Annotated in this window: 23 protein-coding genes, 1 tRNA gene and 1 pseudogene; 15 read left to right on the plus strand and 10 right to left on the minus strand. The window is 72.7% G+C overall.

Annotated features, from left to right (window positions below):
- The first annotated feature begins 598 nt into the window (after positions 1-598).
- Positions 599-928 carry a hypothetical protein gene (locus V6U88_RS25870; protein ID WP_334456901.1) on the plus strand — a complete coding sequence of 110 codons (330 nt, stop codon included), beginning with the start codon at positions 599-601 and terminating at the stop codon, positions 926-928.
- Positions 929-1062: 134 nt separating this feature from the next.
- Here the strand turns inward: V6U88_RS25870 and V6U88_RS30400 are convergent, their stop codons facing one another.
- Complete coding sequence (locus V6U88_RS30400; protein ID WP_442934694.1) at positions 1063-1533, minus strand: class F sortase; 471 nt, start codon at positions 1531-1533, stop codon at positions 1063-1065.
- Between the two features lie 328 nt (positions 1534-1861).
- On the minus strand, positions 1862-2554 hold the full coding sequence (locus V6U88_RS25880) for a hypothetical protein (RefSeq protein ID WP_334456905.1): 693 nt from the start codon (positions 2552-2554) through the stop codon (positions 1862-1864).
- Between the two features lie 418 nt (positions 2555-2972).
- On the opposite strand from V6U88_RS25880, the gene V6U88_RS25885 reads away from it, so the two are divergent.
- Positions 2973-3251, plus strand: coding sequence for a hypothetical protein (locus V6U88_RS25885; protein WP_334456907.1), 279 nt, complete (start codon positions 2973-2975; stop codon positions 3249-3251).
- 212 nt (positions 3252-3463) lie between these two features.
- Complete coding sequence (locus V6U88_RS25890) at positions 3464-4261, plus strand: maleylpyruvate isomerase family mycothiol-dependent enzyme (RefSeq protein ID WP_334456908.1); 798 nt, start codon at positions 3464-3466, stop codon at positions 4259-4261.
- Positions 4262-4375: 114 nt separating this feature from the next.
- Here V6U88_RS25890 and V6U88_RS25895 read toward each other — a convergent pair whose 3' ends face one another.
- Positions 4376-4834, minus strand: coding sequence for a GNAT family N-acetyltransferase (locus tag V6U88_RS25895; RefSeq protein ID WP_334456909.1), 459 nt, complete (start codon positions 4832-4834; stop codon positions 4376-4378).
- A 415-nt stretch (positions 4835-5249) separates the two neighbouring features.
- Between V6U88_RS25895 and V6U88_RS25900 the strand changes: the two genes are divergently transcribed.
- The 3 genes from V6U88_RS25900 to V6U88_RS25910 all read left to right on the plus strand — a co-directional run bounded on the left by V6U88_RS25900 (position 5250) and on the right by V6U88_RS25910 (position 6767).
- On the plus strand, positions 5250-5576 hold the full coding sequence (locus tag V6U88_RS25900; protein WP_334456910.1) for a hypothetical protein: 327 nt from the start codon (positions 5250-5252) through the stop codon (positions 5574-5576).
- Positions 5577-5620: 44 nt separating this feature from the next.
- Positions 5621-5875: a hypothetical protein gene (locus V6U88_RS25905; RefSeq protein WP_334456912.1), complete on the plus strand. Its 255-nt coding sequence runs from the start codon at positions 5621-5623 to the stop codon at positions 5873-5875.
- A 379-nt stretch (positions 5876-6254) separates the two neighbouring features.
- Entirely contained in the window at positions 6255-6767 is a 513-nt protein-coding gene (locus tag V6U88_RS25910; protein WP_334456913.1) for an NUDIX domain-containing protein, read from the plus strand.
- Positions 6768-6781: 14 nt separating this feature from the next.
- Here the strand turns inward: V6U88_RS25910 and V6U88_RS25915 are convergent, their stop codons facing one another.
- Positions 6782-6988: a hypothetical protein gene (locus V6U88_RS25915; RefSeq protein ID WP_334456916.1), complete on the minus strand. Its 207-nt coding sequence runs from the start codon at positions 6986-6988 to the stop codon at positions 6782-6784.
- 456 nt (positions 6989-7444) lie between these two features.
- Between V6U88_RS25915 and V6U88_RS25920 the strand changes: the two genes are divergently transcribed.
- Positions 7445-7675, plus strand: coding sequence for a tyrosine-type recombinase/integrase (locus tag V6U88_RS25920; RefSeq protein ID WP_442934695.1), 231 nt, complete (start codon positions 7445-7447; stop codon positions 7673-7675).
- A gap of 160 nt (positions 7676-7835) precedes the next feature.
- Here the strand turns inward: V6U88_RS25920 and V6U88_RS25925 are convergent.
- Positions 7836-7911: transfer RNA gene (locus V6U88_RS25925), tRNA-Arg, on the minus strand.
- A gap of 149 nt (positions 7912-8060) precedes the next feature.
- Between V6U88_RS25925 and V6U88_RS25930 the strand changes: the two genes are divergently transcribed.
- Positions 8061-8753: a hypothetical protein gene (locus V6U88_RS25930; protein ID WP_334456921.1), complete on the plus strand. Its 693-nt coding sequence runs from the start codon at positions 8061-8063 to the stop codon at positions 8751-8753.
- Positions 8754-8760: 7 nt separating this feature from the next.
- Here V6U88_RS25930 and V6U88_RS25935 read toward each other — a convergent pair whose 3' ends face one another.
- Positions 8761-9816: an alpha/beta hydrolase gene (locus V6U88_RS25935; RefSeq protein WP_334456922.1), complete on the minus strand. Its 1056-nt coding sequence runs from the start codon at positions 9814-9816 to the stop codon at positions 8761-8763.
- A 95-nt stretch (positions 9817-9911) separates the two neighbouring features.
- Positions 9912-10334 carry an HPF/RaiA family ribosome-associated protein gene (locus tag V6U88_RS25940; protein ID WP_334456923.1) on the minus strand — a complete coding sequence of 141 codons (423 nt, stop codon included), beginning with the start codon at positions 10332-10334 and terminating at the stop codon, positions 9912-9914.
- Positions 10335-10689: 355 nt separating this feature from the next.
- Here V6U88_RS25940 and ssb point away from each other — a divergent pair, with 355 nt between their 5' ends.
- The 3 genes from ssb to V6U88_RS25955 all read left to right on the plus strand — a co-directional run bounded on the left by ssb (position 10690) and on the right by V6U88_RS25955 (position 14240).
- Complete coding sequence (gene ssb / locus V6U88_RS25945) at positions 10690-11472, plus strand: single-stranded DNA-binding protein (RefSeq protein ID WP_334456925.1); 783 nt, start codon at positions 10690-10692, stop codon at positions 11470-11472.
- Positions 11473-11613: 141 nt separating this feature from the next.
- On the plus strand, positions 11614-12699 hold the full coding sequence (locus V6U88_RS25950) for a cobalamin biosynthesis protein (protein WP_334456927.1): 1086 nt from the start codon (positions 11614-11616) through the stop codon (positions 12697-12699).
- The gene (locus tag V6U88_RS25955) at positions 12696-14240 is read left to right on the plus strand and encodes a cobyric acid synthase (RefSeq protein WP_334456929.1); all 1545 of its coding nucleotides are present in this window, start codon (positions 12696-12698) and stop codon (positions 14238-14240) included. The genes V6U88_RS25950 and V6U88_RS25955 overlap by 4 nt, the downstream gene beginning before the upstream one ends.
- Before the next feature lie 10 nt (positions 14241-14250).
- Here V6U88_RS25955 and V6U88_RS25960 read toward each other — a convergent pair whose 3' ends face one another.
- Positions 14251-14652: a rhodanese-like domain-containing protein gene (locus tag V6U88_RS25960; RefSeq protein ID WP_334457010.1), complete on the minus strand. Its 402-nt coding sequence runs from the start codon at positions 14650-14652 to the stop codon at positions 14251-14253.
- Between the two features lie 6 nt (positions 14653-14658).
- Here V6U88_RS25960 and V6U88_RS25965 point away from each other — a divergent pair.
- The 4 genes and pseudogenes from V6U88_RS25965 to V6U88_RS25980 form a co-directional block, all read left to right on the plus strand.
- Positions 14659-15580, plus strand: a pseudogene (locus V6U88_RS25965) (uridine kinase family protein); the annotation flags it as partial.
- Complete coding sequence (locus V6U88_RS25970; RefSeq protein WP_334457011.1) at positions 15570-16922, plus strand: dipeptidase; 1353 nt, start codon at positions 15570-15572, stop codon at positions 16920-16922. The pseudogene V6U88_RS25965 and the gene V6U88_RS25970, both read left to right, overlap by 11 nt.
- A gap of 77 nt (positions 16923-16999) precedes the next feature.
- Positions 17000-17206 carry a hypothetical protein gene (locus tag V6U88_RS25975; protein WP_334456933.1) on the plus strand — a complete coding sequence of 69 codons (207 nt, stop codon included), beginning with the start codon at positions 17000-17002 and terminating at the stop codon, positions 17204-17206.
- Between the two features lie 101 nt (positions 17207-17307).
- Positions 17308-18891, plus strand: a complete 1584-nt coding sequence (locus tag V6U88_RS25980; RefSeq protein WP_334456934.1) for an ATP-dependent DNA ligase — start codon at positions 17308-17310, stop codon at positions 18889-18891.
- 37 nt (positions 18892-18928) lie between these two features.
- On the opposite strand, the gene V6U88_RS25985 is transcribed toward V6U88_RS25980, so the two are convergent.
- Positions 18929-19426 (minus strand): hypothetical protein, encoded by a 498-nt coding sequence (locus V6U88_RS25985; RefSeq protein WP_334456936.1) that lies wholly within the window; start codon positions 19424-19426, stop codon positions 18929-18931.
- Between the two features lie 349 nt (positions 19427-19775).
- Positions 19776-20591 (minus strand): SURF1 family cytochrome oxidase biogenesis protein, encoded by an 816-nt coding sequence (locus tag V6U88_RS25990; RefSeq protein WP_334456938.1) that lies wholly within the window; start codon positions 20589-20591, stop codon positions 19776-19778.
- Between the last annotated feature and the right edge of the window lie 92 nt (positions 20592-20683).

Here is a 20683-nt window from a genome sequence, read left to right on the forward strand (position 1 = left end):
ACCAACCCGTGAAACCGTTACACCGCAACAAACGCCACCGAACCTAACAAAGCACTACTAGGCCCCGCGTCCAGTTTGGCCGATGACCAGACCCGGGTCATGCAGAGCGAGACCGCGGTACGCGGTGGCAACGCTGACAGCCAACTGCTCCGCAAGCTCGGCCATGCCGGGGTCCGGCTCCACTTCGGATCCCGGGTGCTCGTCCGGTGCTCATCCGTCCGTGCTCGCCTTCCCGGCGTTCCACCGGGCCACCATGGTCCGTCGAACATGGCGATGGCCCGGGTGGTGGTAGACGGCAGCCGAGCCCCGGTCAAGATCGGCGATCGAGCCAGCGCCTCGCCTTCATCGCCCTGCGTCAAGCGGATGTCGATGACTGCACCAGCGGCTCTCCCAGGAAGCCGTTTCGGGTGCACGCGGTACAGGTCGGCTCAGACAACACATCACCCGGCGGATGGCCTGAGGTCGCCAACAACTAGACATACCATCCGGAAGTGTGCTTGTTCCAAAAACGCGGAAACCCTCTCAAACGAACATGAGTGTTCCTAACGTTTGTCGTGGCTCGCCTTCCAGAGCCAAGCCAGAGGAGGGAGTGAGGGACGTGTCGAAGAAGTTTCTGACCAGGCTCGCTGGTGGGGTGGCGCTGGGGAGCGCCGCCCTGCTGCTCGGTACGCCCGCCGCCGCGTTCGCGTCCGACGGGTACGGGGACTCCAAGGACCGGGACCGCGGCAGCGTCTTCTGCGGGAACAACAAGCAGTCCAACGAGGTGTTCGTCGGCAACTTCGTCGTCGGCAACGACATCGAGGACAGCGATGTCGACATCGACCAGGACGCAGACGTTGACGCGACGAACGAAAACCAGCAGGGCGGTGGACCGCGCACCAACGTCTGCATCGGCGACGTGGACCTGGAGCTGGAGCTGGAGGACTGATCTGCTCCACAGCGTCGGCTAGCCGGTGGGCTGGCCGCCTGAGGCCACCAGGAGCGCCAGCGGCCGTCACGGTTTCCCCGTGGCGGCCGCTGGCCCCGTTCTGGTCGTCCTTCTCGCGTGAAGCGGTGCCGGCCTCAGGCGGTGCGGCCCGTGGCCAGACTCGCGAACACCACGATGTTGTCCTTGTACGATTTCGCCGCCTTGTCGTAGTCGCCACCACAGGTGATCAACCGGAGCTGTGCCTTGCCGGTGTGGCCGTAGACCAGCGCGGAGGGGAACTTCTTCTTCGGGTAGCGGACCACCCCGTCGACGGTGAACCGGGCCTTCTTGCCGTCTTTGCGAAGCACCTCGATGGTGTCTCCCGGCTTGAGCGCACCCAGCCGGAAGAAGACCGCACGCCCGGTGGCGCGGGAGTCGACGTGGCCCACCACCACCGCGGTTCCGGCCTCGCCGGGGCTGGGTCCCAGCTTGTACCACCCGGCTGCGTTGGCTTGCTGGAGCGGCGGGACCGCGATCTGCTGGTTGCGATCCAGCCCGAGCGGAGTCGTTGGTGCGTCAACGCCGATTCGCGGGATCTTGATTCGGGTCGGTGGTGAGGGCGGCATTCCGGCCCCTGCCGGTGCAGGAGACGGAGGGGTCGCGGCGGACCCGCGACCCTCGACGGGGCGGCCGCGGGCCTCGCCCGCCAGGCTGGCGGCCGGCGACGCGCCGGCCGCGCTCGGGGCCGGTTCCGGTGCGGTGGTTTCCCCCGCCACCGGTGAGAGCAGGAACGGCGGTGCGGCGGCGGAGTCGGGCTGTGGTGGTCGGACCGGCTCAGGAGCCATGGCCGCGAGCCCGATCAGCCCTGCCCCGGTGAGCGTGAGAAGGACGACCAGGACGAGGCCGGCGGCCCGCCACGGAAAACCGTGGCGGCCGCTGGCGCCTCTGGCCGCCTCAGGCGGGGGTGCCATTGGCGGACCGCCGACGCAGCAGCGCGATGCCACCGAGTGCGGCCACGCCCAGCATGCCGGCACCGGTCGCCGTCAGAGCACCGGTGTTGGTGCCGGAGAGCGCGCCACCGTCACCGGCAGCGACGCCGCCCGTTCTCGGGAGCGCCCAGGCCCCCTCCGGACCCGCGTACGCGCCGCCCGTCGCGGGAAGGCTGCCGGCACGCTGACCTGCCGGCGCGCCGACCCCGCCGATGCCGGTCTCGACCATCTTGAGAAGGTCGCCCAGGAGGTCGGTCTCCACATCCGCTTCCACGTCGAGGTCGCGGATGCAGACGATGAGGAGCTGGCCGCCTGTGTTCGACGTCGCACCAGCTGCGGCCTGATTGAACACGACGACGCTGTCAGTGATGGTGTTGTCACTGATGATGTTGGAGACGTTCAGCTTGTTGACCTGCCTGCTGGTGGCACAGGTGACGCCGTTCCCCTCCTTGTCGCGCAGGCTGAACGTCTGGGGCTTGTCGTCTGGCTTCTTCTTCTTCGACGTCTGCCCCTGGCTCTTCGTCTTTTGCCCCTCGCTCGTGGCCTTGGGCTCCTTGGGTGTCTCGTCGGGCGCGGCGAGCGCGGCGGCCGGCGCACTGAGCAGCAGGGCGGCGCTGCCCAGTGCCACCCCACCGGCGATCTTGGTCAGAAAGCTCATCGACATGATCCCTCACTCCCTTCTGGGCGGCTCAGGAGGCGAGCCACGACGAAACGTTAGGACGACTCATGCCGTATCGGAAGGTTTTCCGGGTTTTGAGACGTCTGGGGCGCTGGTGCGATAAGTGGGCCGCTTGCGCTCTTTGGGTGAACCGCCCGATGCTGGCCCTTTCTAGGCCGTTTCGTGCTGATCGCCCGCCCCAGGGAACCCCGGATGAGAGAGGAGTCTGCCGACCTGGTGGCTCGGGCGGCCGCGGACGAGGCCGCAAAGTACCTCTTCGGATGACCTGGCTGCACGAATGGCGGTACGGTACCGCGATGATCATCTCGGCCGGGAGAGGCAAGCTGTTGACCTGCCGCGACGGTGGTGCGCCCGGCAGGATTCAAGCGTGCAGCGGGTGGCGGAGGAAGGAGCAGGCATGTCAACCGAACCGGAGCCCGGCCTCGCGCCCGAGCACACCCGACCCCGTTACGCCAAGGATCCGGTCCTGATGACGGTCGACGGGCAGGACTTTCGCATTCGTGAGCGTGCTGAAGAGCCCGGCGAGTACGACTTCGACTGGCTCAGCGGGCCGCACGACTACGGCTTCGGCATCAGCAGAGCTGACGGCGGCGCAATGACCGTGCCTGAGATGGAGGAGGCCATCCGCGACTTCCTCGCTGAGATCGACCCCGCCACCGGATACCTGAAGGAGTAGGTGCACCAGTGGCTGTACAGGGCCGTGGTGATCGTCTGGACCGGGGGTTGGCAGGCTTGACTGCGCCTGACGCTTGGGTCGCTCCTTGCCGCCGAGCTCGGAATCGGCCTGAGGCGGGTCGGAAGCGGCAGCCGGCTGACGCTCGGCCGAGAAGGTGAAGAGCGGCTCAAAATCGCTGTCCGGTTGCCGGAGCACGGTGCTAGACAGCCGGAGTGGAAAAGACTCTGGAGTTCCCCGCTCTGCTGCGGTTGATCGACGAACGATCGACGGCCTTCCGCGCCGCGGTCGCCTCCGCGCCCAGCCTCGACGTGCAGGTGCCGACCTGCCCCGAGTGGACGCTGTTCGATCTGGTGCAGCACCTGGGCGAGGGGCGCCGCTCCTGGGCCGCCACCATCGCCGCAGGGCCTACCGCCTCGGCCAAGTCCTCATCGGAGGGTCCGGCTGCGCCTCGGGAGCGCGAGGCTCTGCTGGCCTGGTCGGCCGCATCGACGCAGCAGCTACTGGACGCACTGCGGGAGGCCGGCCCGGATCGCGGTTGCTGGACGTGGTGGGGTACGTCGCAGTCGCCGCAGACCTGCGGTGCCGTCGCCCGGCACCAGCTCCAGGAGATCGCGGTGCACACCTACGACGCTCAGGTCACCCTGGGCGCCCCGCAGCCGCTGCCGGACGAGGTGGCACTCGACGGTGTCGACGAGTTCCTGTCCACCTGCTGCGCAACGACGGCCGCCTGGCCGCACGAGCCCGCTGCCGTCGACTACCACGCCACCGAGGGCCGCTCCTGGCGCAACTGGCTCTCCGCCGACGGCGCACGGGCCGCCCGCCTGCCCACGCCCGGCACAATGCCCGCCACCGCTGCCGGCGAGGACCCGGACGCGGCCGACGCCTCCCTCCGGGGCACCGCCAGTGAGCTGGTCCTGGCCTTTTACGGCCGTATTCCGGTGGACTCGCTGAAGCTGCACGGCGACCGACCGACGTCTCTTCGACCTGCTCCTGGCGTGGGACCCGGATGAGTAGGACGTGACGATGCGCCACCTCGTACGCCCGAGGGCGAAGGCGCCGCCTGCCGCCAGGGCTGCCAACGGTTCTCCCTGGCCCGCTTGCGGGCCGCCTTTGGCGAGGTACCTTCACTCCGGTTGCCAGCGGAGCCAGCGCTGGTCGTGCTGGAAGCCCACCCGCTGGTAGAAGGGCACTGCGCGTTTGCTGGAGTGGACGGTCACGTGCTCCAGGTCCAGCTTGCGCGCCTCGGCCAACACGGCCTTCAGCAGCACCGCACCGATCCCGCTGTCACGCAGCTCAGGGACCACATACACCGACTGGACGTCACCGCTTTGACGACGTCGACGTGCGGGAGTCGGTACCCGGTCGGCGACCATCAGCCAGGCCATCCCGACCACGTCACCGTCTGTCTCAGCCAGGAAGGGCAAGTGGGTCGAGAGATGGTCTGTGACCCAAGCGGAGAACAGCTCCATGAAGGCGGCGCGGTCTGTTCCGGTATAGCCGCGTTCCTCGGTCAGCCGGCGCCACCGGAGGCCGCCTAACGCCGCAGCGTCGGCCGCCGTCGCCGCACGTACCGTGACCTGCATCCCCGTCCTCCCCAACGCCCGTCTCGATCCAGCCGATCGTGATAGCCCGCGCGGGCCGCGGGCCTGTCACCGGGGGTTTTTCGTGGACGTGAATCTAGGCCAACCGTCAAGCGTTTGGTGGGACTAGGCACACTCCGCAATGTGCGCTGGCCGCTCTCGGACCTGTCGAGCCGCTTCGGGGGGTACAACCTCTGCGGGAGCGGGAAGCCGCTGACCTGCGGTGACATGGGTGCACCCGGCAGGATTCGAACCTGCGGCCTTGGGATTAGAAGAAGATCGCGGATGGCTGGTCGGGGTACGGTGCCGCTGCTGGTCTGGTCCGCTGGTGTCGGTTCTGGTCGGCGTGGGCCGGGGGTCTTGGCTGTACGAATGGCTGTACGGCGCAGGGAACCGCGTGGGCATGGCTGGAGGATCAGTGGCGCTGAACAAGCGGGGCAGTCGGCCCATCGTTGTCGATGGCAACCGCTATCGCTGGCTCGTCCGCCGGAAGCCGACATACAGCCAGGGCTTGACCTGGTCACCGCTGAGCTTCGCCGTTGAGCGGGCGGATTTGCCTGACTGCGCCACCCTTGTCGTCCAGCTCGCATCACCTCGTCCGGACAACTGGATAAACGCTGCGGCCTCTCCGGTACTCCCTTCGGTGGTCGCAAGCGCCATCCGGCAGGCGCTTGAGCGGGGATGGCAGCCGGAGCGCCCCGGCTCGCCGTTCATGCCGAACCTCGGCGCTGATGACCAGTTGTAGGGCCCAGCGACGCCAGCATTGCACCCGAACGCGGAGGGGGACGCGTGATCGTCGACCACCTTGTCAGGGCCCTCGTAGCAGCAATGGTCACCTTGGTCGAGTCCGTTGAGTCAGGCCGGGATGCAGAGCGCACTGCTCTGAATACCTTGGAAGAGATCGCCTACCTGCTCGGCCAGATGAACTCCGACGAACGTCAGGACTTCCGTGACCTGCTGGAGCGTGTAGCGGCACTGGAGACCAAACGCGCTGACTTCATCCACAGCTTGCCCGGTGCGCTGGGTTGGGATGGGGAGTCATAGAGCGGATCTCCCCTTCCGGGGAGGCTGGTAGCCCTTGTGGTGCCCGGCGAGGTGATCCGCGGCCGATCTCTGAGGAGGGCCGGGGTTCGGGGCGGAGCCCCGAGGTCTTCCGATCCTGTGACTCTCAAGCGTGGCCGACCGGCCCGGCCGATGCCGGCCGGAGGTCGCCAGCAGGCCGGGGCCGGGCCGGCGCGGCCCGCTTGCGGGCCGCCTTGATCTGATAGAGCGCAATTCGGCAGTCTGGACCGCGACGCTATGTGTCCCGTCACGGGACAGCTTGACGCTCACGTCCGGTCCGCGACCCGGGCGCGAATCGCGGCATGGCCGCGTCCCCTTTGGCTGGAACGAGCTTGTCCTATCCCTGTGCTCTAATCCCGCCATGCATGTCGTCGTCACAGGCGCACTCGTTGAAAACGGCGCGGTCCTGCTAGTACACCGCAGGCCGACCAAACGGGCATACCCAGATGTCTGGGATCTGCCCGGGGGGCAGGTCGAAGCGGGTGAGTCGGAACTACAAGCCCTCGCGCGTGAGATGCACGAGGAGCTCGGTGTTCACATTGTGGCGGAGTCCGCTTCACGGTTGGGCGTCTTGCATGCCGGCAATGGCGAGGACGCGGTTCACGTGGGCGTCTGGCAAATTGAAGACTGGGTTGGCTCTCCGACCAACCGTGCACCTGACGAGCATGACGACATCGCATGGGTCGGGATCAGCGAGCTGGGCGGCCTTCCCCTCGTGCATGGCGTCTTGGCGGCAATGGTTCGTTCTCTGCCTGAGTTTGAGTGCGCCCGCAGGCACTCAGATGTCACCGACCGTAACCAGGACGACCGAGGAACCAAGGCTGACTGTCGTGCATGTGCTGGGACGGATTCGTCAAGCATCAGGTGGAACTAGACAGGACCGCGACGCTATGCGTCGAGCAGTTGCGTGCAGTAGGCGGCGGTGGCCTCGTCATGAACCTTGCCACGGGGCCAGCGCTCGCCCTGTAGGTCGGAGTCTTCTGCGGCACGAACGCGGCGGATCAGCTCGGCTGGGCCGTGGTCGTGCAGGATCGTCAGGAGGCCGGTCCAGTCGGTGAGGCCGAAGCGGTCGGTAAGCCGGGCCGGCTCCGTCACTGAGCAGCGCTGCGGCTGTCACGTCCTTGATCGGTCGGCTTCCCATCACCGCCTCGTCGGCGGCTCTTGAGTCGGCGGCGGCAACCCAGAATCCGCGGGGCTTGTTGCGGTGGGCGCGCAGGGCCTGCACGTAGTCGCGGCGGGCCTGGTCGTGTTCCGGTGTGCCGTTGGGGAGAATGTCCATTGTGGCCCGATAGTGCCGTCCAATCTCTGCCTCGCGGTCGTCGCTGATGACGAGCGGTGCGTCGTCGGCCTGGTCGAGTACGAGCACGGAGTCGGCGAGCACCAGGTGCTCAAGGTGGTCACGATTGGTCCGGAGCATGATGACCGTCGCGGACGGGGTGCCGGGCTCGTCAAGATGGCAGGTGTCTTCGTGTAGGGCGGCTGTCTGCCTGATCGCCTCGGCGAGGATGGCGGGTAGCTTCTGGTCGCTGCCGTCAGCAAGCCGCCGACCGGTTGGCGGCGGGGGAGCGCTGGCAGGATCACGGCCTGGTCTTCCCGTCTAAGGTCGGTACGCCGATGGACCCGGACCACATCGACCGGACGTGGCACAAGATCCGGGCGGCGGCCGGCCTCGACTGGCTGCGGCTGCATGACCTGCGGCACGCCTGCGCGACGTTCCTGCTCGTCTCCGGTGCCTCGCCCCGGACGGTGATGAAGGTGCTCGGGCACAGTCAAATCGGCTGACGATGAACACCTACGCCCACGTCCTGCCCGAGATCGAACGGGCCGCCGTGGACGAGGCCGCGAGGCACCTCTTCGGCTGACTTGGCTGTACGAATGGCGGTACGGAGGCCGCGGTGATCGTCTCGACCGGGAGCGGAAAGCCGCTGACCTGCGGTGACGGTGGTGCGCCCGGCAGGATTCGAACCTGCGGCCTTGGGATTAGAAGTCCCCTGCTCTATCCGCTGAGCTACGGGCGCGCGGCGTGCGTGTCGCGCCAAGAGGGTACCGCCGCACCCCCGGGCCGCGGGGGAACGGGTGCCCGCGGCGGCGCGGTGATCAGCGTCGCACGCCACCGCCGCCGCGGTCATCCCGGTTACGGGCAGGCGCGCCCCGTACCCTCGGCTTCGTGCTGCTGGAACCCGACGCCGAGAACGAGGTCGCCTACGAGCTGTGCCAGCTCCTGGGGCGGGCCATCCTGCCGATCCGCCCGGCCGGGCCGACCGACGACGGGCCCGCTGGGACCGCGTTCCTCTTCGCGCATCGCACGGGGGAGTACCTGCTGACCGCCGACGTCGTGACCCGGGTCGAGGCCGGGGAGGTCGGGCTGCGGCCGAGCGTCACCGAGCCGGCCGGGGTGGCGCCGGACGCGCTGGTGCTGCCGCACTTCGCCGACCGGTGGACGCACCGGCCCGATCTCGGGGTGGCGGTGCTGCCGACCGGTGAGCTGCACGAGCGGGCGGCCGGGCAGGGCTGGCGCTGGCGTACCCAACCGGTGCCCGACGCGGTCGCGGCCGGCGCGGACGACGTGGCCGGGATCGGCGCGGAGCCGGTCTCCGCCATCGTGCTGGCGCTCGGTGTCCGCGACGACGGCTCACGCCCGCTGGAGGTCGCCGTCGAGCGGGCGGTCCGCGCGGACGACGGCCTGCGGATCACCGGCGAGCTGCCCGCCGGGTACGTCGGCGCGCCCGTGTTCGGCGTGCGGGCCGACGCGACGGGCGAGGTCGGGCTGCGCTGCCTGGGCCTGGTGCTGCCGGGCGAGGGCGGCCACCCGGTCGCCACCTTCGACCGGATCACCGCCGAGCTGCCGACCGGCGGCTGAGCACCGGTCAGCCGGCCTGCGTCGCTTCCGCGGGCTCGCTCTCCCCGGCCGGCTCCCGGCTGCCCGGGACCGTGGTCGCGCCGGACTCCGTCGCGGCGGGGCCGGCGTCCGTCGGACCCGCGCCGAGGAACGCCTCGGCCCACCGCCCGACCTCGGCGAAGACCTTCTCGCGTACGGCGGGGCCGGAGAGCGTCAGGTCGTGCATGCCGCCGTCGAAGCGGGCCAGGGTGACGTGGCGGCCGAGCCGGGGCGCCCAGCGGACCATGTGCTCGACGTCCAGGACGGCGTCGGCCAGGGCCGCGGCATCCTGCCACTTGGTGCCCTTGAAGCTGCGGGTCGAGCAGGCCAGGAGCACCGGTACCGGGATCTCCAGCCCGGCGCGCAGTTGCCGCTGGGCGGTGCGGATGGCGTTGATCCAGCCGGCCCGGACGGGGAACCCGGCGAGCGGCTTCCAGGCCAGGTCGTACGTCCACTCGCCGCGGTGCTCGGCGTGCAGGCTCTCGCCGTACACGGTGCCCAGGCCGAAGGGGAGGACGCGCTGCGGCGCGCGGCGGCCCAGCCGGGAGACGGCGGCCGCGAGGGGTCGACGGATGACCCAGGGGGCGTTGATGTCGAAGAACGGGCTGTTCAGGAAGAGCCCGTCGACCAGGCCGGCGTCGCGTCGGGCATGCGCCCAGAGCGAGAGGATCAGGCCGCCGGTGGAGTGGCCCATGGCGAGCAGGGTGTCGTGCCCGTCGTCCTCGCGGATGATCTTTGCGGCGGCGTCCAGCTCGGGGAAGTAGTCACCGAGGTCGTGGCAGAAGTTCGGGGTCTGGTGCGGCAGCAGGCTGCGACCGTACTTGCGCAGGTCGAGTGCGTAGAAGTCCCAGCCGCGCTCGGCGAAGAAGTCGGCGACGTGGGTCTGGAAGAAGTAGTCGACGAAACCGTGCACGTAGAGCACGGCCCGCCCGGTGGGGCGCTCCGCGCGCCGCCGGACCAGGGTGGCGACCACCGGTCCCTCGTCGTCGGTGCCCAGGTCGATCGTCTGCCGCTCGTACGGCGGCCCCAGCACGTCCGGTTCCACGAAGGCGACGGTACGCCCGGAAGCTACCGGGCGGTAGCCCCCGTTGCCGTCCCCGTCCGGTCGCACCGGTCGGACGGGGACGGCCGGTGCGCCGCTCAGGCCGTTTCGGCGTCGGCCCGGGGGAGGTCGACGTCGGCGTCGGCCACCTGGTCGGGGCCGGGCTGACCCATCTCCCGGATGTGCTTGTTGTGCCGGGGCTCCTGCCGCGTCTTGGCGTCGTTGAGCCGCCGGCGCAGGTCGTCGCGGGCGTCGTGCAGCGCCGCGCGCAGGTCCTCCTCGCTGGAGGTGGTCACGATCTTCTGCCGACCGGCGATCCAGCACTCCAGGGTGACCTTCTGCCCGCGCGCCTCGCGGTCCTTGACCGACACCTCCAGCTCGGTGGCGTCGGCGTGGAACGCGGCGAGCCGCGCGTCCAGGGTCGCGAACTGCTCCACGATCCAGTTCCGGTCACCCTGCGAGAAGCCGGCGCCGACGCGCAGGCACTCGGCCACGGTCGCCGGGTTGGTCACCGCGCTCATCGCCGCACCTCCCGCTCGGTGCGGACGGAGCCGGTGGTACGCGGGCTGAGAATCATCGTCACTGACCTTTCTCCCATCGGACCTCGTGCCGTGCTGGCTCTCGGTTGATCAAATCCATACCCAGATCCGGTCGTTCCCACGCCGTGAACCCGCCTTCCGATCCTGGTCACCCCCGGTACGGCCACCCAGGGCCGAGCGGCCCTAGCAGACCGGGACCTTGATCAGGTCGTTGTCCACAGGCCGTTCCGTCGTCCACAGCCGGGACCTCTCGCGCTCGCCCCGCGGCGCCCACCCGGCCAGGCTCGGCACCGAGTCGACTCGCCACGGCAGGCCCTGGAACCCCTGGGAGGGGACGATGTTCGATACCTACGTCACGATCGTCGGCAACGTGCTGACGGCCCCCGAGTGGCGCCGCACCACGCAGAGCAACACCCTGGTCGCCAACTTCAAGGTCGCCTCGACCGCCCGCCGGCTCGACCGGGACAGCGGCCGGTGGGTGGACGGCAACAGCCTCCGCGTCCGGGTCAACTGCTGGCGCAAGCTGGCCGAGGGGGTGGCCGCCTCGGTGATGGTCGGCGACCCGGTGGTGGTGGCCGGCCGCCTCTACACCCGCGACTGGACCGACGACGCCGGCAACCACCGCACCCTCTACGAGCTGGAGGCGATCGCCGTCGGGCACGACCTGTCCCGGGGACGGGCCCGTTTCCTGCGCAACAAGCCGACCATGGCCACCAGCACCGTCGAGGACGCCGACGCGGCCGGTCGGGTCCAGGGCGAGCCGACCGAGCCGGTGCCGTACGAGCAGGCCCCGGCCGCGCCGGACGACCGGCCGTTCGACGACGACTTCGAGTTCTCCGGGTTCGCCGCGTCCCGGGCCGGTGTGGAACTGCCCGGCACCGGCTTCGAGGGGCTGACCGACCCGTTCGACGAGGAGACCGGCGACCCCCCGGCCTCCGACGACGAGCTGGCCCCGGTGCCGGGGGACGGCGAACCGGCCGCCGGGGAGGGCGGGGAGGCCGCCGGGGAGGGCGGGGAGGCCGCCGGGGAGGGTGAGCTGGACGCCGCGTCGGAGGAGAGCGCCGTCGCGCCGGCCGGGCGGGGCCGACGGGGGCGCGGCCGGGTGCCGGTGCCGGCCTGAGCCGACGGGCCGGAGCCGGTGAGCGGCGGGGTGGTCCCGGCTCCGGCCCGACGGGGGCGTACGGACGGGGGCGGGGTGGTGACGCGGCGGCGTCGGCCGCCCCGCCGTACGGCTAGGCTGGCCGGCCGGAGGTGGTGCGAGGTGCGTCAGGCGACCGCCGTGGCGAACGCGGCTGGGCTGGTGGCGGGGTACGCCCTGGACTCCCTGCTCGGCGACCCGCGTCGCTGGCACCCGGTGGCCGGCTTCGGCCGCGCGGCCGGCGCCCTCGAACGGCGGGTCTACCGCCCCGACCGGGCCGCCGGAGCGGTCTTCACGACGCTCGCCGTCGGCGCGCCGGTGCTGCTCGGCGCCGCCGCCACCGTGGCGACCCGGCGGCACCCGGTGCTGCGCGGCCTGCTCGTGGCCGCCGGCACCTGGACGGTGCTGGGTGGACGCACGCTGCGGCACGAGGCCGGCGTGATGGGCTCCGCGCTGCGCGGCGGCGACCTGCCGGCCGCCCGGAGCCGCCTGGGTCACCTCTGCGGGCGGGACCCGTCCGCGCTCGACGAGTCCGAGCTGGCCCGGGCCACCGTCGAGTCGGTCGCCGAGAACACCTGCGACGCGGTGGTCGCCCCGCTGCTCTGGGGAGCGGTCGCCGGGCTCCCCGGCCTGCTCGGCTACCGCGCCGCCAACACGCTCGACGCCATGGTCGGCCACCGCTCGACGCGCTACGCCCGCTTCGGCACCCCGTCGGCCCGCCTCGACGACGTGCTCAACCTCGTCCCGGCGCGACTGACCGGGCTGCTCACCATCGCCGTCGCGCCGACCGCGCACGGCGACCGGGCCCGCGCCTGGCACGTGTGGCGGCGCGACCGCGCCGACCACCCCAGCCCGAACGCCGGCCAGTGCGAGGCGGCGATGGCCGGCGCCCTCGGCGTCCGGCTTGGCGGGCGCAACGTGTACTTCGGCCGCTCCGAGGTGCGGCCGTTCCTCGGCGACGGCCCCCGCCCCGAGGCGCGGCACCTCAAGCGGGCCGCCCGGATCTCCGGTGCCGTCGGCCTCGCCGCGCTCGCCGTCGCCGCGACCTACCCGCTGACCGTCGGCCGGCTGGTGGACGCCGCCGGCCGGCGGACGCTGCGCGCACTGCGTCCACGGTTCGCCTCCACCACGGCCCGGCGACCGGTCAGCCCCGCGGTCGCCGCCCGGCGCGTGGTCGACGCCGGGGCGGGCTTGGGGAGCGGGCGGTGAGCGGCGGGCTGCTGGTCGCCGGCACCACCTCCGACGCCGGCAAGAGCGTGCTCACCGCCGGCATCTGCCGGTGGCTGCACCGCCAGGGGGTCGCGGTGGCGCCGTTCAAGGCGCAGAACATGTCCAACAACTCCGCCGTGGTCGTCGGCCCCGACGGCCGGGGCGGGGAGATCGGCCGCGCCCAGGCGATGCAGGCCGCGGCCTGCGGGCTCGCCCCCGACCTGCGCTTCAACCCGGTCCTGCTCAAGCCCGGCAGCGACCTGGCCAGCCAGGTGGTCCTGCTCGGCGAGGCCGTCGACACCGTCACCGCCGGCAACTTCCGCGAGCTGCGGCCGAAGCTCGCCGAGACCGCGTACGCGGCCCTGGCCGAGCTGCGCGAGGCGTACGACGTGGTGATCTGCGAGGGCGCCGGCAGCCCGGCCGAGATCAACCTGCGGGCCGGCGACTACGTGAACATGGGGCTGGCCCGGCACGCCGGCCTGCCCACCATCGTGGTGGGCGACATCGACCGGGGCGGGGTGTTCGCCTCGATGTTCGGCACGGTCGCCCTGCTCGACCCGGCCGACCAGGCCCTGGTCGCCGGCTTCGTGATCAACAAGTTCCGGGGCGACCTGGGCCTGCTCCAGCCCGGGCTGGACATGCTGCGCGGGGTCACCGGCCGCCCGACGTACGGGGTGCTGCCCTGGCACCTCGACCTCTGGCTCGACGCCGAGGACTCCCTGGCGTACGGGCGGGTGCTGGGCCGGCCGGCCGCGCCGCGCGGCACCGACTGGCTGGACGTCGCCGTGGTCCGGCTGCCCCGGATCAGCAACGCCACCGACGTCGAGGCGCTCGCCACCGAGCCCGGCGTGCGGGTCCGGCTGACCGTCGAGCCCGCCGAGCTGGCCGCCGCCGACCTCGTCGTGCTGCCCGGTTCCAAGTCCACCGTCGCCGACCTGGCCTGGCTGCGCGAGACCGGCCTGGCCGACGCCGTCACCGCGCACGCCGCCGCCGGCCGGCCAGTGCTCGGCATCTGCGGCGGCTTCCAGATGCTCGGCCGGGCCATCCACGACCCGGTGGAGAGCCGCCGGGGCAGCGTCCCCGGGCTGGGCCTGCTGCCCGTCGAGATCACCTTCGACCGGCGCAAGACCGTCCGGCAGGCCGTCGGCACGGCCGCCGGGGGCGTCCCGGTACGCGGCTACGAGATCCACCACGGGTACGTCTCCACCGCCGAGGAGACCCTGCCCCCGCTGCTCACGTACGCCGACGGCCAGGGCGAGGGCGCGCGGCTCGGGGCGGTGTACGGCACCCACTGGCACGGCGCGTTCGAGTCCGACGAGTTCCGCCGCCGGTTCCTCACCGAGGTGGCCCGGGCGGCCGGGCGGCACGGCTTCCAGGTGGCGCCGGACACCGCCTTCGCCGCCGCCCGCGAGCGCTCCCTCGACCTGCTCGGCGACCTGGTCGCCGAACACCTCGACACCGACGCGCTCTGGCGGCTGATCGAGACCGGCCCGCCGGCGGGCCTGCCGTTCATCCCGCCCGGCGCCCCGCCAATCGCCTGAGGCGGCACCGTCAGGGGCGTACGTCGGCGGGCTCGTCGGAGAGCGGCAGCCCCGCCTCCCGCCACGCCTGCACCCCGCCGATCATGTCGGTCGCGTTGCGCAGCCCCAGCGCCTGCAGGCTCGCCGCCGCGAGGCTGGAGCCGTAGCCGTGCCGGCACACCACGACGATCTCCCGGTCGTACCCGGTCGCCTCGGGGATGCGCCACTCGCTCGCCGGGTCCAGCCGCCACTCCAGCACCGTCCGCTCGATGACGATCGCGCCGGGCAGCTCACCCTGCTCGCGGCGCTGCGGCTCGGTGCGGATGTCGACCAGCAGGGCCCCGGCCCGTACCGCCTCGACCGTCTCCTGCGGACTCAGCCGGCGCAGCCCGGCACGGGCCTGTTCCAGCAGGGCGTCCACGCCCGGACTCATCACGTCATGCAGCACATCCAGATCATGCCGGTCACCCGGAGCGACCGGCGGGCGAACGGTCCGGCGGGGGACGGAACCAGGCTCACGGGGGACAACACCGCGATTGCCCGACGCGACCAGGGCCGGCGGCCACCGGGCCGGGCGTCGGCGGCCGTCCGGGCGGCGCTAGCGTCGGCCGGGTGACGGGGGAGCGGGAGGACGCCGGCGACGGGCCCGGCCGGCCGCGGGTGGCGGTCGTCGAGGCGTACGCGACGGTGGCCCGGCGGGTGCTGGCCCGGCCGGCGCGGCTGGGGCGTACCCGGCTGGTGGCCGTCGACGGACCGAGCGGCGCGGGCAAGAGCGTCTTCGCCGCGCGGCTCGCGGACGCCCTCGCCGCGCTGCCCGGCGGCGCGCGGCCACCGGTCGTGCACACCGACGACCTGCTCGACGGATGGGACGACCAGTTCACCTTCTGGTCGCGGCTGGAGGAGCGGGTGCTGGCGCCGCTGCGGGCCGGGCGGCCCGGCGGGTACCAGCGCTACAGCTGGGTGCGGCGCGGCTTCCTGCCCCGGGTGCTGCCGGTGCCGGTGGCGCCGGTGCTGCTGTTGGAGGGGGTCAGCGCGGCGCGGGCGGCGATCCGGCCGGAGCTGAGCCTCGCGGTGTTCGTCACCGCCCCGGCGCCGCTGCGGCGGGCCCGGGCGCTGGACCGCGACGGCCCGCAGATCCTGCCCGAGCTGCGCCGCTGGCACGACGGCGAGCGGGCGCACTTCGCCGCCGACCGCACCGCCGCGCACGCCGACCTGGTGGTGGACGGCGCGCCGACGCTGCCGCACGACGCCGCGTGCTATTTCGTGCGCCACCCGAGGAGCTGCGACGCGGCCTCGGAGGGGGCGCCGCGGTAAGGGCGGAATACCATGCCGGTCATGACCACACCGATCATGTCCGAGTCCGAGGTGCGGGCCGCCGTCGAGCGGGAACTGCCCGGTGTCCGTGCCGACCTGGAACGACTCGTCCGCATCCCCGGCATCGCCTTCGAGGGCTTCGACCACTCGCACGTCGAGCGCTCCGCCGAGGCGGTCGCGGAGCTGCTGCGCGGCTGCGGCCTCGACACCCGGATCGTGCGCTCCGGCGGCCAGCCGGCGGTGATCGGGACGAAGCCGGCCCCGCCCGGCGCCCCCACCGTCCTGATGTACGCCCACCACGACGTGCAGCCGGTCGGCGACCTGTCGCTGTGGGAGTCCGACCCGTTCGAGCCGGTCGAGCGGGACGGCCGCCTCTACGGCCGGGGCGCCGCCGACGACAAGGCCGGCATCATGGCGCACATCGCGGCGCTGCGCGCCTTCGGCGACCGGCTCCCGGTCGGCGTGGTCCTCTTCATCGAGGGCGAGGAGGAGTACGGCTCCGACTCGCTGGAGCGGCTGCTCGCCGAGCACCGCGACGAGATCGCCTCCGACGTGATCGTGATCGCCGACTCCACCAACTGGGACGTCGGCGTGCCGGCGCTGACCACCTCGCTGCGCGGCATCGTCAACTGCTTCGTCGAGGTGCGCACCCTCGACCACGCGGTGCACAGCGGCATGTTCGGCGGCGCGGTGCCGGACGCGCTGACCGCGCTGGTCCGGCTGCTGGCCACCCTGCACGACGACGCCGGCGACGTGGCCGTCGAGGGCCTGGTCGGTCGGGAGGGCGCCGTCGTCGACTACCCGGAGGACCGGTTCCGCGCCGAGGCCGGGCTGGTCGAGGGCGCCGCGCTCTTCGGCACCGGCCGGATCACCGACCGGCTCTGGACCAAGCCCGCCCTGGCGGTGCTCGGCGTCGACGCCCCGGCCACCGGCGAGGCGCCGAACGCGCTGGTCCCGTCCGCCAAGGCCAAGCTCAGCGTCCGGCTGGCGCCGGGCGACGACCCGAAGCGGGCGTACGAGACGCTCCGCACCCACCTGGAGAAGCACGCCCCGTGGGGCGCCCAGGTGACGGTCACCTTCGAGCACGACGGCGACCCCTGCGTCATCGACGCCTCCGGGCCGATGTTCGACGCCGCCCGGGGAGCCTTCCGTAGCGCCTGGGACGGCACCGACCCGGTGGACATCGGCGTCGGCGGCTCCATCCCGTTCATCGCCACCTTCCAGGAGATGTTCCCGCAGGCCGCGATCCTGGTCACCGGTGTGGAGGACCCGCACGCGTGTGCGCACGGCCCGAACGAGAGCCTGCACCTCGGCGAGTTCGCCCGGGTCTGCCTGGCCGAGGCGCTGCTGCTGGCCCGGGTCGCGGAGGCGGGGCGCCAGGTCGGTTAGGTGACGGAACCGTAACTTCGGGGTCGATGTCGGAGTTTGCGGTGTGTCGGGCGCAGGGCTGTTATAGCCTTTCGAACATGCGTACGAACGACGTGATGGCACGGCTGGAAGCCGCCGTGAGTGCTCTGGGGGACGTCGACGTCTCCGCGTGGCCCGAGGACACGCTCAAGGACCAGCTCGGCGAGCTCTCGGCCGCGCTGGTCGCCCTCGACGGGGTCCTCTCCCGGGTCGCCGACGAGGTCCGCGCCCGGGGCCTGCGCATCGAGGAACCCGTCTCGGCCTGAGAGGCGGTCGGGAAACCTCGCAGCGGCTGCGGCGGGCCCAGCCGACGGCCCGGGCACGGCAATGCCCGGGTGGTGTCGGGGGTGGCTGGCAGGATGGGGCCGTGCGGTTCCTCGACCTGGCAGCCACCTCCGCGGCCGTCGGCGCCACCAGCGGCCGACGGGCCAAGGTGGAGCTGCTCGCCGCCGCGCTGCGGTCGCTCGACGAGTCCGAGGTGCCGGCCGGCTCCGGTTACCTCGCCGGTGAGCTGCGCCAGCGGCAGACCGGCGTCGGCTGGGCCGCCCTGCGCGACCTGCCCGCCCCGGCCGCCGAGCCGACGCTGACCGTGGCCGACGTGGACGCGGCGATCGACCGGATCGCGGCGGTACGCGGGCCCGGCTCGCAGGCCCGCCGGCGGGAGTTGCTGGGCGCGCTCTTCGCCGCCGCCACCGCCGAGGAGCAGCGGCTGTTGGTCGGACTGTTCAGCGGCGAGCTGCGCCAGGGCGCCCAGGCGGGGCTGCTCGCCGACGCCATCGCCCGGGCCGCCGAGGTGCCGGTCGCCGCCGTCCGCCGGGCCCTGCTGCTCGCCGGCGACCTGCGCGCGGTGGCGGTCGCCGCGCTCTCCGGGGGCGCCGCCGCGCTGGCCGGCTTCGGGCTCCAGGTAGGGCGCCCGCTCGCCCCGATGCTGGCGCAGAGCGCCCCGTCGGTGGACGCGGCGCTCGACGCCACCGGCGTGCCGGCGGTGGTGGACGTCAAGCTCGACGGCATCCGGATCCAGGTGCACCGCTCCGGCGGTGACATCGCCGTCTTCACCCGCAGCCTCGACGAGATCACCTCCCGGGTGCCCGAGGTGGTCGCCGCCGTGCGCGCGCTGCCCGCCCGCGAGCTGGTGCTCGACGGCGAGGCGATCGGGCTGGACGCCACCGGTCGGCCGCTGCCGTTCCAGCAGACCTCCAGCCGCGCCGCCCGCCGCACCACGCCCAGCACCACCGGCGCGGCCCCGGTCGCCCCGGCGGTGCTCGCCGCCGCCGAGACGACCGGCCAGACCGTGCTGACGCCGTACTTCTTCGACCTGCTGCACCTCGACGGTGAGGACCTGATCGACCAGCCCGGTCGGGAGCGGTGGGCGGCGCTGGCCGGCGCGGTCGACGAGTCCCTGCTGGTCGGGCGGATGACGGTGGACGACGCCGAGCAGGCCGGCGCGGCCTTCGCCGCCGCGCTCGACGCGGGCCAGGAAGGCGTCGTGGTGAAGGCGCCGGACGCGCCCTACGACGCGGGCCGGCGCGGCGCGGCATGGGTGAAGGTCAAGCCCCGGCACACCCTGGACCTGGTGGTGCTGGCCGTGGAGTGGGGCAGCGGCCGGCGGCAGGGCTGGCTCTCCAACCTGCACCTCGGCGCGCGGGACCCGCACACCGGCGACTTCGTCATGCTCGGCAAGACGTTCAAGGGCCTCACCGACGAGCTGCTGCGCTGGCAGACCGAGCGGTTCCTGTCGCTGGCCGTCGAGCGCGGCGACTGGGTGGTCCGGGTACGCCCCGAGCAGGTGGTCGAGATCGCCTTCGACGGGGTGCAGACCAGTTCCCGCTACCCGGGCGGGATGGCCCTGCGCTTCGCCCGGGTGGTGCGCTACCGGGAGGACAAGACCGCCGCCGAGGCGGACACCATCGACATGGTGCGGGCGATCCACGCCGGGCGGGCCGGCGGCTGAGCCCGCCCGCCGGTGACGGTCCCCGGGCGAGCCGGGATCAGGACGTCGACAGCGACCGGGCGTAGTTGACCTGGTTGTTGATGTGCTGCACCTGGCCCTGGTCCACCACCGGGATGCGGGCCACGTACTGGTGGGCGCCGTTGACCACCGTCACCTGCACCGTGCCGTGGTGGCGGGTCTCCTTGATCAGCAGGAAGAACAGGCTGAAGAAGGTGAGGCAGAAGAAGCCCACGATGGCGCAGACCAGCGCCCAGGTGGCGATCTTCTCCTCCTTCTGCCAGTAGTCCGCCACGTGCCAGGACGCGCCGGCCAGCGGCAGCACCCCGGCCGGCGTCCGGATCACCGGCGGGGTCACCACGATCTCGGCGATCTGCACCGCCACCACCTCCGGCCGGGCCGGGTGGTAGCCGGCGGGCGGCAGCGCCGGCGCGGACACCGGCGGGTACGGCCCTGGCCGGATCGCCCCGGGCGGCGCGGAGAACGGGGCCGGCGGCGGCGAGAAGTGGACCGGCGGCGCGGAGAACTGCGCCGTCACGGGCGGCGCGGAGTGCGGAACCGGCGGGGCGGGAAACTGCGCCGTCACGGGCGGCGCGGAGTGCGGAACCGGCGGCACCGCCGGCAGCGGCGCGGTGGGCGGCGAGTGCGGGGAAACTGCGCGGTGGGCGGTGACTGTGCGGGGAACGGCGCGGTGGGCGGTGCCGGCGGCATGGCGCCCCACGGGTCGTAGGCCGGGGACGTCGCCGTCACCGGCTCCGCCGTGGGCATCGTGGGATCAGGGTTCACCGGCTCGTCGATCACGGGCGGACACTACAACGTCCCCCGCTGTCCCGGGAGCCGCCCGAGTGTCCGGTTCCGCTCGGCCGGGCAGCGCGCCGAGCGGGCGATCAGGCCGGGGTGACCGGTTCGGCGGCCCGGTCGACCGGCCCCTTCGGCGCGTCCAGCCCCGCCGCGCGCCGGGCCTCCCGGCGGGCGACCCAGCCGTAGCCGAAGAGCGACATCGCGGCGAAGAGCCACCACTGGACGACGTAGCCGAAGTTCTGCCAGTTGTTGGCGTGCCCGATCGGTACCGCGCGGAAGGCCGGGTCGTCCGCCGGGGTCTGCTCGTCCAGCAGCAAGTACGCCCCGTGCAGCGGGTACGGCAGCTCGCGGGCGAGCTTGTCGACGGTGACCCGGCGGGTCTCCAGCCGGCCCTCGCGCCGGTCCACGCCGGCCCCGCCGGTCTCGGTGGGGTGCACCCGACCGACCACCGTCACCTCGCCGGTGGGCAGGGCGGGCACCTGCGGCATGGCCATCGCGCCACCCGGCGCGGGCGGGATCCAGCCCCGGTCGACCAGTACGGCCGTGCCGTCTGCCAGCACCAGGGGGGCGAGCACCTCGAAGCCGACCTTGCTCTCGACCGTCCGGCCTCGGACCAGGATCACGTTCGCGGCGTCGTACCGGCCGGTGGCGGTGACCCGGCTCCACTCGGCGCGCTCGGCGGGCGCCGGGCCGACCGAACCCGCCCCGCCGGTGGGCGCGGGCAGCGCGTCGCGCAGCGGCGCGGGGGTGCCCCGGCTGCCGGCGTCGATGCGTTCGTTGACCGCCGTGCGCTGCTCGTAGCGGTCCAGCTGCCAGTTGCCGAGCTGCACCATCACCGCGGCGGCGACCAGGGTCAGCGCGAGGATGCCCAGCCAACGTGGCGTCAGGAGGAACCGGTACACAGCACGAGGCTACCCGTATGACCGGGGCCACTGACCGCGCCGGCCCGGTGCGCCGACCGGTCGGCGGCCGCCGCACGTCGGTGTGGGCGGGT

Source organism: Micromonospora sp. CPCC 205739 (assembly GCF_036906795.1).
Lineage (GTDB): Bacteria > Actinomycetota > Actinomycetes > Mycobacteriales > Micromonosporaceae > Micromonospora.

What these genes read in the sequence shown, in the direction of transcription:
- V6U88_RS30400 (WP_442934694.1), bottom strand. Translation starts at nt 1,533, where the DNA reads ATGCCGCCCTCACCACCGACCCGAATCAAGATCCCGCGAATCGGCGTT.
- V6U88_RS25880 (WP_334456905.1), bottom strand. Translation starts at nt 2,554, where the DNA reads ATGAGCTTTCTGACCAAGATCGCCGGTGGGGTGGCACTGGGCAGCGCC.
- V6U88_RS25885 (WP_334456907.1), top strand. Translation starts at nt 2,973, where the DNA reads ATGTCAACCGAACCGGAGCCCGGCCTCGCGCCCGAGCACACCCGACCC.
- V6U88_RS25895 (WP_334456909.1), bottom strand. Translation starts at nt 4,834, where the DNA reads ATGCAGGTCACGGTACGTGCGGCGACGGCGGCCGACGCTGCGGCGTTA.
- V6U88_RS25910 (WP_334456913.1), top strand. Translation starts at nt 6,255, where the DNA reads ATGCATGTCGTCGTCACAGGCGCACTCGTTGAAAACGGCGCGGTCCTG.
- V6U88_RS25940 (WP_334456923.1), bottom strand. Translation starts at nt 10,334, where the DNA reads ATGAGCGCGGTGACCAACCCGGCGACCGTGGCCGAGTGCCTGCGCGTC.
- ssb (WP_334456925.1), top strand. Translation starts at nt 10,690, where the DNA reads ATGTTCGATACCTACGTCACGATCGTCGGCAACGTGCTGACGGCCCCC.
- V6U88_RS25960 (WP_334457010.1), bottom strand. Translation starts at nt 14,652, where the DNA reads ATGAGTCCGGGCGTGGACGCCCTGCTGGAACAGGCCCGTGCCGGGCTG.
- V6U88_RS25970 (WP_334457011.1), top strand. Translation starts at nt 15,570, where the DNA reads ATGTCCGAGTCCGAGGTGCGGGCCGCCGTCGAGCGGGAACTGCCCGGT.
- V6U88_RS25975 (WP_334456933.1), top strand. Translation starts at nt 17,000, where the DNA reads ATGCGTACGAACGACGTGATGGCACGGCTGGAAGCCGCCGTGAGTGCT.